Genomic DNA, 12,376 nt, shown 5'->3' with positions numbered 1-12,376 from the left:
GCTGCTTTATGTGAATAAAAATTTTAATAAAGTATTGTGTTTGATTGAGTAGGGTTAATATCCAACTAGAGGTGATAATGAAATACTAGGTAATTTACTATAAAATTTTTAAAACACATTGACTTTAGTACAAATAATAATTAAATGGAGAAAAAAGATGAATAAAAAAAATAAAAGATTATTTTCAATAATAACAGTTGGAGTGTTAGTTTTATTTTCTTTATTAAAAGGAACGTTATCAACAAGTAGTAAGAAAACAGAAGATAGTACTAGTAGTAATTATTTGTGGTCATTTGTGCAAAATCAATCTGTTACTAAATTAACACTGAAAAATGGAGATAGTAGTGAAGTAATTCAAAAGATTTCTGTTAATGGTGAAATTGGGTCAGAGATGATAAATAGTTATTCTAGATCATCAATTTTGAATCAAATAAGAGCGGCAAAAGAAGATCCAAGTGTTAAAGCAATATTATTATCAGTTAATACACCAGGTGGGGGTGTTTATGAAACGGCTGAACTTTATAAAGAACTAGCAGAAAGTGGAAAAGATGTATATGTTTCAATGAAAAAACAAGCTACTTCTGGAGGATATTATATTTCCATGGCTGCTAAAAAAATATATGCTAACGAAGAAACTACAACAGGTTCAATTGGAGTGATAATGAGTTATGTTTCTGCACAAAAATATCTAAATGATAAAGGAATTAAGCAAGAAACAGTTCGCTCTGGAGAACAAAAGGCTGTCGGAGGATTTGCTGAAGACTTACCAGAAACAACGAGAAAAATTCTTCAAGAGCAAAACAAAGAATCTTTTGATAGGTTTGTTTCTGTTATTGCAAAAGGAAGAAATATGAGTGAGGATGAGGTTAGAAAACTAGCTGATGGGCGTACATATAGTGGGGTGCAAGCTGTAAACAATAAACTTGTTGATAAAATTGGAACAGAAGAAGATTTAGTCAATTTTATAAAAGAAGAAAAAGGTTTGACAAATCCTAGTGTAGTAGAAATAAGAAGTGATAAAACTACTGAAAATTTAATTTCAAGATTTATTAAAGCAACAACCAAAGCAATTGTCTCAGAATTAAATAATGAAGCAACTTCTAATAAAGTAGAAAAAAGTTATTTAGGTTAGGAGGATTTATATGGGAAATAAAGAGTTAAATTCTAATAACCAAAACTTTGAAAAAATAAACCAAAAAGAAGTTTTGAAAAATATAACTGTTAATCAAAATTTAGAAGAACAAAATAATTTTAATGGAAATGACCAGTCTAATCTTACAAATCAAAAAAATGATTTTTCATTACCAACTTCTTTAAATGATTATCTAATTTTATCGAAAAACTTTTATGCAGGATTTTGGTTAAGATTTATAGCATATATAATAGATTTAGTGGTTATACTTTCTATATCTAGTTTGGTAAATACATTCTCGTTTAATTTGTTAAATATAAACATCAATGTTCCTATAATAGGAGAAAGAACATTAAGTTATATAATCATAATGTTTAGTTATTTTATTATAATGACCTATTTTTTTTCACAAACACTAGGAAAAATTATTATGAAAATTAAAGTAGAACCTAATAAGAGTGGGAAATTAACTTTTAGTGAAGTTTTTTTCAGGGAAGTAATAGGAAGATTATTAACTATAGCGTTGGTATATCTTCCATATTTGGCAGTAATATTTAATTCTAAGAAAAAAGGATTACACGACTATATCTCTGATACTGTTGTTGTTAAAGAAGATTTTTCTAATTTAAGAAGTCAGATGAATAAAAAAATAGAAAGTATGAATCAAAACTAAAAAAGAATTTAAATATTAAAACTTGTAACTCAAGTGAGAAAAGGATTCGTTCTTATTTTACTGACTTAATTTGAAAGGTCCCAAATAAAAATTATTTAAGACAATAGATAATAATTTTTGAAAAATTCAATAAAAAATATATAAAATCTACTACAGTATACTATTTTGATGTAGTAGATTTTATTATAAATATTTTACTTTTCATATTGTAAATAGCCTATCCCTACTGCTTTAGGACCAGCGTGACTACCAATAACAGGAGAAACTATTTCGGTAATAATTTCAATATCTCCAAATACCTTTTTTATAGCATCTTGTGCTTTTTGTAATAATTCATCGTTAGTATATAAAATAATAAGTGTTTTAGGATTCTTTTCCTTGATTTCTTCACATATTTTGGTAAGAGTTTTATTAATTCCTCTATGTTTGCCATTGACAGCTAACAGACCATCTTTAATGGTAATTATAGGAAGAATATTTAAAAGGTTTGATAGAACGAATTGAGCTTTAGTAAGACGACCACCTGCATAAAGATGTTCCATAGTTTCCACTGTTACTAAGATATTTTGTTGATTATAAAGTTTATAGTATTCATCTTCGATTTGTTCATAAGAAATTTTTCCGTTTGAAAAATCTTTAATAATTTTTTCTACGGCATAGCCAACAATTTTTGCTAATTGCTTGGTATCTATTATTTTAATATCAATATCACTTATAAGATCTCTAGCTTGAGAAAAGGATGAGTAAGTACCAGATAATTTATTTGAAATACTAAAGGCAACGATACGTTTGACGCCGCCTTGTTTTAAGTCTTCAAATACTTTTAAAATTTTCCCGACAGATGGTTGGCTAGTACTAGGTTTCATTCCATCGTTAATTTTAGAATAAAATTCTTCAGGAGTAATGGTTACATTGTCTTCGTAAACCTCATTATTCAATCTCACTTCTAAAGGAATTATAGTAATTGGATTGTTTTCACAAAATTCTTTGCTGACTTGTAATGTAGAATCACATACAAAAGCTGTTTTCATAATTAATTTTTTACCTTTCTATTTATAAGATAATATTTTTAGTAGTTTTACTACAATATAATAATATACTAAAAAATAAATTTTTTCAAATAATAAATTCAAAAAAAGGTAACTATTTATTATTTTTTTTTTAAAATAAAAACTTTTATTTCAATATTTACAGTTTTTATAAAAATAAAAAGAGATAGAAAAGTTACTTTTAATATCTCTAATTATATTTTTATTTTTTACGGAATTATTGTACGTTCTGAAAATAATTGTTAGTCTGCTTTTCTTGAAGCAAGATTTCTAATAGTATCAGGATTTTTATGGTCAAAAAATTGACTTTCCCCTCTGTCAAGATTTGATATTTTTTTTATATCTTCTCCATCTAATTCAAAATCAAATACATTAAGATTCTCTTTCATTCTTTCTGGATTAGATGATTTTGTAAGAACTACAATATCTTGTTCGACAAAGTAGCGAATAATAATTTGAGCAACTGATTTTTTATGTTTATTAGCAATATCAACTAACGTTTTATTAGAGAATATATTATCTTTCCCACGTGCAAAAGTTGACCAAGCTTCAATAATAGCTCCTTCTTTTTTTAATAATTCTACATTTTTCTTTTGTTGGAAAAATGGATTTAATTCTATTTGATTAATTACAGGTGCTTCTGTACTAAATAAAGATAAGTCAACAAATTTATCAACTCCAAAATTTGAAACACCAATAGCACGAATTTTACCCTCATTTTTAAGTTCTATCATTGCACGCCATGCACCAAAAGTATCATTATAAGGCTGATGAATTAGTAACAGATCAACATAGTCTAAATTTAATTTTTTTAGTGAATGTTCAAAAGAACTACGTGCATTTTCATAGTTAGTATTGTTTATCCAAAGTTTTGTTGTAATAAATAATTCCTCACGAGGGACACCCGAGGCTTTAATACCCTCTCCTACTCCTTTTTCATTCAAATAAAGTTGAGCAGTGTCAATGTGTCGGTATCCAGCCTTAATAGCATTTGCCACAGCATCTTTAGTTTCTTCATCACTAATATTAAAGACGCCGAATCCTAAAATAGGAATATTAACCCCGTTATTTAGCTTTAAAGTTTTCATAGTAAATCTCCTTTTATAAAGTGATATAATATATTACAATTATATAATAAATATTAATAGAAATAAAATAATTAATAAAGAAAATAAATAATAAGGAGCATGTATTCAATGTTTAACTTATAATAAGAGATACTACATAAAAGATTAGTAAAAAATGATTTTACGAATATATATATAATAAAAATATATTAAATAATACTTGACTTAGAGTTAACTCTAAGAGGTATACTAAAATGTAAAGAAAAAAATTAGGAGGGCTTTTAGATGATTTTAAAACAAATTAGAGAGCCAAAAGATTTAAAAAAATTAACAAATGAACAATTATATACGTTGGTAGATGAAGCTCGTACAGCATTATTAGAAAAAGTAAGTAGTCATGGTGGACATAATGGACCGAATTTAGGCGTAGTGGAAATGACGATTGCACTTCATTATGTTTTTAATTCACCAGTAGATAAATTAATTTTTGATGTATCTCATCAAAGTTATATTCATAAAATGTTGACTGGTAGACAATATGCATTTACAGATTCAACACATTATGATGATGTTTCTGGATATACCAATCCAAAGGAGAGTGAACATGATTTATTTACAATAGGTCATACTTCTACATCTTTGTCGCTAGCAAGTGGTGTTGCAAAAGCACGAGATTTAAAAAAAGAACAAAGTAATGTTGTAGCGGTAATTGGTGACGGTTCATTGTCTGGAGGGATGGCTTATGAGGGATTAAATACGATTGCTACTACAGGGACAAATACTATTGTAATAGTTAATGATAATGATCAATCAATTGCTAAAAATCCACAAGGTGGAATTTATACAGCATTAAGAAATTTAAGACAAACAAAAGGAAAAGATGAGAATAATATTTTTAGGGCATTAGGGTACGAATATTTTTATTTGGATGAGGGAAATGATTTGGAAAAATTAATTGCGTTATTTGAAAAAGTAAAAGATGTTACTCACCCTGTACTACTTCATATACATACAGAAAAAGGTAAAGGTTTTGCTCCAGCTGAAAAAGACCACGAAACTTTCCATGCAGGGGGACCATTTAGCCTTGAAACTGGAAAATATATTTTATCTGACACAGATAAAGACACTTACAACAGTGTAACTTCAAAATATTTGGCAAATAAAATTAAAAAAGATCCATTGACGGTAGTTGTGAATGCTGGGACACCTATGATAGTATTTGATAGACAACAACGAAAAGAGGTTGGTGAGCAATTTATAGATGTTGGTATCGCAGAAGAACAAGCAGCAACTATGACAACAGGGCTTGCTAAAAATGGAGTTAAACCAATTTGGGCGGTATTTTCTACATTTTTACAAAGAACATATGATCAACTATCACATGATATGGCATTAAATAATCAGGCGGGTGTGGTTTTAGTTTATGGAGCATCAATTAATTCAATGAACGATGAAAGTCATTTAGGATTTTTTGATATTCCGTTTTTAGCCCATATTCCAAATTTTGTGTATTTAGCACCAACTAATAAAGAAGAGCATTTAGCGATGTTAGATTGGGCTATTGAACAAAAAAATCATCCAGTAGCAATTCGTGTTCCGGTTGGACCTTTAAAAGAGGTAGGAGAAATTGATGAGACGGACTATTCAGTACTAAATAAAAATAAAGTAACAAAATCTGGGCGTGAAGTAGCGATATTTGGTTTGGGTAATTTTTATGAATTGGCAGAAACAATAGCAGGAGAATTATTTAAAAAGTATAATATAGGAGCAACTGTGGTTAATCCAAGATATATTACAGGTTTGGACAATGAACTTTTAGATTCATTAGAAAAGAATCATAAATTAGTGGTAACGCTTGAAGATGGGATATTAGAAGGTGGATATGGTCAGATGATAGCAAGTTATTTAGGAAATTCTAACCTTAAAGTACAAAATTATGGAATCAATAAACAATTTCATGATCGTTATAAACCAGAAGAGTTATTGGAAGAAAATGGGATTACGGTAGATAATATTGTTAAAAATATTATTGATGTTTTAAAATAATCTAATAAAAGTGAATAAAATTAATAAGTGTTTTAATTTTATTCACTTTTTCACTGTTAGATTTTGTAAAAAAGTAAGATAATGATAAAAGAAAATGGTTTGAAGAGATCGCCTGAATAAATAAAATATGGTTATCCGGAGAACGATTTTTAAATAGATAAAATCTCTCAAAACATGTTAAAATTTTGAGAGATTATTTTAGTTAATAGTTTTAAGTTTATACCAATGAATTCACAACTTTATTTTTCTTATTATATACAACATAGGTAAGAGCTAAGAATATAACCCCTAATATTCCTAAAATAAGAATAGCATTGTTGTAAATACTATTTGTAAGTCCACCTAACACTGCATGTCTAACTGCCATATCACCATAGTAAACAGGAGTGAAAGGAATCAAACCACTATATAGTGTTGGCAGCATTTCTTTGGGGAATAATGGAGTAGTTAATACAAATTGTAAAGCGACAAAAGCAATACCAATTCCATTTCCAATTTTTCCGAATGTAAATGATAAGAAATGCATTATTATCATAAACACGATAGCAGAAATTAATAATCCAAAGAAATACATTCCAAAATATTCCACAGAAAAATTAAAGAATAGTTTCATGACGATAACTTCAATAATTACTTCCAAGAATGCGAATAATAACATAACTAACAATTTGCTTGTAAACCACGAAGTAGTAGAGATATTATTTTCTTTTTTATGAATTGGATAAAGAATGTTAAATGCTAATGCACCTATTAATAATCCAAATACTAAGAAGAATGGAGCCATTGCATTACCATAGCTTGTTTCAGAACTAATATCAGAAATATTTGTTTTAATTGGGTTTGCTAACATTTCAGAATTCTTGTCCCCAGTGTTGGCTGAATTTAATCGTGTAGAGCCATCAGAAAGTTTTTCAGTTAATGTAGTTGAACCATCTTTAAGCTTTTGAACACCATTAATAAGTTCAGGAGTTTTATCATAAAGTTGATTAATTCCATCAGCTAAGCGTAATGCACCGTTTTGAAGTTTAGGAGTATTAGTTGCAAGTTTTTGAACTCCTTGTGCAAGTTCTCCAGTAGTAACAGTAGAGATAAGTGTATTAACTCCATTTTTATACTGTCCAAATCCGTTAACAAGAGCGGGTGTTTTTTCATTTACCTGAGAAAGGGCTTGATATAATTTATTAGAACCGAAACTAAGTTTTTGAACACCATTAATAAGTTTAGGAGTTTTAGCTTGCATATCTGTCAATCCTTTATAAAGTTGTTTACCACCATTATCCAGTTTTTGAATACCGATAGTGAGTTCAGGAATTTTTGAATTGAGTGTAGCAAGCCCCGCATTTATTTTTTTGAATCCATCTTGAATTTTAGGGGTATTGTCCGCAAGTTTTTGAACCCCTTGTGCAAGTTCTCCGGTAGTCATGGATGTAGTTAAACTATTAACACCATTTTTATATTTTTCAAATCCACTTGTAAGTTGAGGTGAGTTATCAACAAGTTGTTTAATCCCATTAGCTAATTTTCCATTAGTAAGAGAGGTAACAGTTTTATCGACACCAGCTTTGTATTGAGAAAAACCGTTAGTTAAGGTAGATGATTTTTCATTCATTATAGACAATCCAGCCTTTAGTTTTCCACTACCATTGGCCAATGCTGTAACTCCAGATTTAATTTTAGAGTATCCAACAATAGAAGCGTTAAGCTCAGACTCTAATTGGTTAACATCTACAGCTTCTACTTTTTTACTTAAAGATGCTAAAGTTTTAAGTGGATACTTAATATTTGAGTATTTAGATGAAATATTATTTAAGATAGCAGAAAGTTCATCTTTTAACTTGCTGTTGTTGTTAGAAATTGTTTTTCCATTATTATTGTTGATGTCAGTTTGTGCTGCAGCAAGAATATTATTTTTTTCAGCATCTGTTAGAGATGTTGAATCGAGTTGCTGTTTTAGAGAACTAAAATTAACTTTTGTAGGTGTAGCAGGATTGCTAACGTCTAGTTTGTTTATGGTTGCTTTTAAGTTTTCAAGTTGGGTATTTAGTTCTTCGAAATTGTTAGAAAGCTTACTATTTATTCCTCTAAGGCTTATTTTTAAGGCTTTAAGTTTACTTGCAAGCTCTTCAATTTTTTCTTTTTTATCAGCCAACTCTTTATCGGAAGGCAATTTGTTGTTCAAGGAATTTAATCCATCAAGTATTTTTTCAGAGCCAGCAAATAGTTCAGGAACGCCTTTACCTAAAAGTGAAATTCCATTTTCTAATGCTGAACCACCTGTAGTTAGTTTTCCTAACTCCCCTTGATTGGAGATGAGTCCCTGATTAATTAAATTAACACCACCAGTATATTTAGAAATTCCATCAGCAAGTGAATCTCCACCTGCGGTTAATTTATTCAAATCATCTCTTTTTGAAATTAATTTTTCGTTAAGTGTAAGAAGACCGTTGGTATAAGTCAATAATCCATTTTGAAATTCATTTCCTCCATCATTAAGTTGTTTGACACCATTAACAAGGGTATCTTTATTTTGATTAAGAGTGTTTAAACCATTTGATAATTGACCTGCTCCATTTTGTAATTGCTTGACACCATTAGCTAATCTTTGTCCTCCATCATTAAGTTTAGTAAGACCATTGCTTAACTGTTTAGAACCGTCTGTAAGCTGTGGTACGGCACTAGATAAAGAATTAACACCTGATGCAAGAGTATTTCCTCCTTCAGCGAGTTTATTTAAATCGCCTCTTTTAGCAAATAATTTTTCATTGATAGTAAGGATACCATTAGTGTATTGAAGTAAACCATTTTTTAATTGGCTACTTCCGTTATTTAATTTACTGATTCCATCACTTAATTTTTCTCCTCCATTATTGAGTTTAGTAAGACCATCACTTAGTTGGCTAGAACCGTCAGCAGCTTTTTTTAGAGAAACTCCTAATTCGGAAAATTTATTGTATAAAGTAGTGCTATAAGTTTTTACAACTTGATCTTTTACAGTGTTTGTTAAATTAGAAGCAACAGTCTCCATAATTTTTTCCCCGTTTTTACTTTTGGTAAAGTTAGTCTTAAAATCTATGTTCATTTTTTGGGGATTTTCATTAGAAAGTGTAGTTGCATTTTTAGAGAAGTCCTTTGGGATAGTAACTACCATATAATAATCACCTTCACGTAGTTGTTTATCAGCGGTAGCTTTGTCAACAAATTGCCAATTAACTTTTTTATTCTCTTTGAGTTTATTTACCATTGAGTTTCCAACTTCAAATTTTTTTCCTTCGAATTTTACACTTTCATCCATATTAACAACACCAACTTTTAAATTTTTCGTATTGTCATAAGGAGTCCATACCGATTTTAAAAATGTTCCTGCATATAAAATCGGAATTAAAAGTGTAATAGCCATAGTTATAAGTAATTTTTTACTTTTAACTAGCTGTTTAAATTCTTTTTCTATCATAATTTATCCTCCTTTAAGAAATATAGATTAATAAAATTGTATTTTTTATTATTAATCTTAATAGTTCTTTGAAATAAAACTGTGTAATATAGTTTTTATACTACGTAGGTTATTTTAACTCTTATTTAACTAAAAGTCAAAATATTTTCTGTTAATAACGAACTTTATAGTTTTAATTAGTGAGTATAAAAAATATAATGGAGATAAATAAAATAACTTTTTAAAATGAAAAAAATATATAAAAGTAAGTAAAATAAAGTTTTTTGTAAGAAATTTAAAAGTTTAAGTAATCTAATAAAAAAATATATATTGATTAAATTAATTTTTTAAATTATATTGAAAAATTAATTAGTTGGATAAGGAATAAATACTTGTTTCATAACGGAAAAAAAAGGTTTATAATATATATATTACAATTTGGAAATTAGTAATTAAAGAGGAGTAAAAAGATTTTATCGTTATCTAAACTAGTTTTGAAAATATATCCTTTGGTAAGAAATAAAGCGTTTTTCTCTTTAAGAGAAAATGACTGTATTAATTTTTAATAAGTGACAAAGTATAATGAATGTAGGTGGTGAAGTAAATGGAGATTTTTAATTACGACAATAGAAGTTTGAGACTTCTTAATATGTTAGAATCGAATTTTTTAGTTCAAGAAAAATATTTGATAGATGTATTAAAAGTGAGTGCAAAAACTATTAGTAATGAAATAAAATCTTTAAATGAAATATTTGAAACTTGTGCATATATAGAAAGTAAAAATTCAATTTTTAGTCTTTATATAATTAAACTGGAAGAATATTTAGAAAGAAAAAGAAAAATTTATGAAGCTGGTGAAAATTTCGACTCTAGCAAGGTAAGATTAGTATATATTTTTAAAAAATTAGCCTCATCAAAAGAAAGTTATTTAATAGATGACTTGGCTTTTGAGATGATAGTCAGTAGAACGACTCTAAATACTGATTTGAGGAAATTGAATGATATTATAAAAGAATATAATCTTATAATAAAAGGAAAACCAAATACAGGTATTAAAATAGTTGGGTCTGAAAAGGATATCAGAATTTTTATTTTGGAAAATATTTATAACTATGTGTATAAGGAAGATATTTTTGACAAAGATGATAATGATTTTTTTGATAAAATGTTTATAAAATACAAGATTGATGAACAAGCAAAAGGTGAGTTTTTAAAATACTTAACGCTATCATTGGATAGATTTGCGAATGGAAATAATCTTGATTTTGAAGAAACTTTATATGATGAATTACTAGAAAGTTATGCAAAAGACTTTATTATTGAGGTTTGTAATTATGTTCTTAGAAAATATAATATAGACTTATCAACTGATGAAATCAAATTTTTAGCAATTTGCTTCGCTACTATGAGAGTTCCTACTAAAATAACGAAAATAAGGGAAAACCTAAAATATACGGAAGAATATAAAAAATTAGTTCAAGAAATTTTAGAAATAATTGTTTATGAATATGGACTTGAATTTGATACTTCAGATATTATTGAAGAATTTATTTATCATATTTACTTTTTAATGGAAAGATTAAAATATGGTGTTAGATATAACAATAATATGAAAGAAAAGATTAAGGAGCAGTTTCCTGTTTCTTATAAAATAGCAAAAACGGCAAGTACAGTTATTTATGATAAGTACGGCTATAATGTTTCGGAAGATGAAGTAAGTTATTTAGCAATATACTTTGAAACATTTTTGAAAAAAATAAAAGTTCAAACTGAAAGTCTTAAGGTTTTATTGGTGACAAATTCTGGACCAGCTTTTAGGAAACTTATGATTAAAGAATTAGAAAATATAGTGACAAATTCTGAGATAACTACAATCACCACTTACGAAAATGTAGTGTATGATAATTTTGATCTTATAATTTCAACTGTTAACAAAGAATTTTCTACAGATGTCCCTGTCATTTTTCAGAATGAAATTTTAGATAGCATTTATTTGAGAAAGGAAATTAATTTTTTGCGCTATGTCAATAAGATGAGCACACCAATAATAAGAGGAATGGAATCTGTACTTCTAAGTTCAATATCAGAACATACATTTTTCAAATGTGACTCTACTAAAACTTACCGAGAGAATTTGGAGATAATGATAGAAAAATTATATTTGGAAAGTATGATTGATAGTGAATTTTTAAGTAGAATAAGGGAGCGTGAGCAAAAATCTTCTATGATTTTCGCAGAGAGTGTTGCTTTCCCACATACGGTAAATAAGATAGAAAATAGTTTAATTATTGCTCTAGGTGTTAGTAAAGATGGTTTTAAAGATAATAAAGATTTGAAATTGGTATTTTTGGCGTGTGTACCGACAAACGAGGAGCGAGGTTTACTTTTGGCAAAAACCTATGATGAGCTTATTTCTATTATTAAAGATAAAAAATTAATTGAGGATATATCAAAAATTGATGACTATAATTTGTTGGTAAATTATTTTATTAAGAATACGAATTTATATAGATAAACTTTAGGAGGACTTATGAATATTTTAGTTTTAGGAATACTCTTTATTTTGGCATTTATCTTACAATATGCACTTACCTATGTTCAATTAAATAGCTTTAAACGAAGTTATAGTAAACTAAGAAAACATGGTAGAGTTGTTATTGGGAGAAAAAAAGGTGCTGCACGTGCAGGGGCGATAGTGATGCTGGCGATAGATAATAATGATAAAGTTATCACTGGTGAAGCTATGCAAGGTGTTACTGTTCTTGCGAGATTTAAAAACTTTGATTATTTTAATGGTTTAAAAGTTGGAACAATAAGTAGGGAAGATTGTAAGGCTATTAAGCTATCAAAATCTTTAACTAGTGCAGTATTAGATGGTGTTTTGAATTTCAAAACAATTTCTGCAGGTGGAACTGTTGATCCTGTTGATAGTCCATTTGGAAAATTAGCAAAAAAATTAAAATTTAATTAAATATAAAA

8 protein-coding genes are annotated in these 12,376 nt (G+C 28.0%); 5 read left to right on the top strand and 3 right to left on the bottom strand.

The annotated features are described in order from the left end of the window. The first annotated feature begins 157 nt into the window (after positions 1-157). Complete coding sequence (gene sppA, locus H612_RS0101775; protein ID WP_027129904.1) at positions 158-1,132, top strand: signal peptide peptidase SppA; 975 nt, start codon at positions 158-160, stop codon at positions 1,130-1,132. Positions 1,133-1,142: 10 nt separating this feature from the next. After that, a complete protein-coding gene (locus tag H612_RS08910) occupies positions 1,143-1,805 on the top strand; it encodes an RDD family protein (protein ID WP_035500139.1) in 663 nt (220 codons plus the stop codon). A gap of 194 nt (positions 1,806-1,999) precedes the next feature. Here H612_RS08910 and H612_RS0101765 read toward each other — a convergent pair whose 3' ends face one another. Both H612_RS0101765 and H612_RS0101760 read right to left on the bottom strand, forming a co-directional pair. Further along, positions 2,000-2,836, bottom strand: coding sequence for a DegV family protein (locus H612_RS0101765; protein ID WP_027129903.1), 837 nt, complete (start codon positions 2,834-2,836; stop codon positions 2,000-2,002). 260 nt (positions 2,837-3,096) lie between these two features. After that, positions 3,097-3,942, bottom strand: a complete 846-nt coding sequence (locus H612_RS0101760) for an aldo/keto reductase (protein ID WP_027129902.1) — start codon at positions 3,940-3,942, stop codon at positions 3,097-3,099. A gap of 264 nt (positions 3,943-4,206) precedes the next feature. Here H612_RS0101760 and H612_RS0101755 point away from each other — a divergent pair, with 264 nt between their 5' ends. Continuing rightward, complete coding sequence (locus H612_RS0101755) at positions 4,207-5,967, top strand: 1-deoxy-D-xylulose-5-phosphate synthase (protein WP_027129901.1); 1,761 nt, start codon at positions 4,207-4,209, stop codon at positions 5,965-5,967. Positions 5,968-6,184: 217 nt separating this feature from the next. Here H612_RS0101755 and H612_RS0101750 read toward each other — a convergent pair whose 3' ends face one another. Then, positions 6,185-9,418, bottom strand: coding sequence for a YhgE/Pip family protein (locus H612_RS0101750; RefSeq protein WP_027129900.1), 3,234 nt, complete (start codon positions 9,416-9,418; stop codon positions 6,185-6,187). A gap of 583 nt (positions 9,419-10,001) precedes the next feature. On the opposite strand from H612_RS0101750, the gene H612_RS0101745 reads away from it, so the two are divergent. Next, positions 10,002-11,912, top strand: a complete 1,911-nt coding sequence (locus tag H612_RS0101745) for a BglG family transcription antiterminator (protein WP_027129899.1) — start codon at positions 10,002-10,004, stop codon at positions 11,910-11,912. A 15-nt stretch (positions 11,913-11,927) separates the two neighbouring features. After that, positions 11,928-12,368, top strand: a complete 441-nt coding sequence (locus H612_RS0101740; protein ID WP_027129898.1) for a transcriptional regulator GutM — start codon at positions 11,928-11,930, stop codon at positions 12,366-12,368. Positions 12,369-12,376 lie beyond the last annotated feature (8 nt).

Source organism: Gemella cuniculi DSM 15828, from assembly GCF_000425665.1.
Lineage (GTDB): Bacteria > Bacillota > Bacilli > Staphylococcales > Gemellaceae > Gemella > Gemella cuniculi.
Note: the sequence above shows the minus strand (reverse complement) of the source record. Positions and strands in the feature narration are given on the sequence as shown.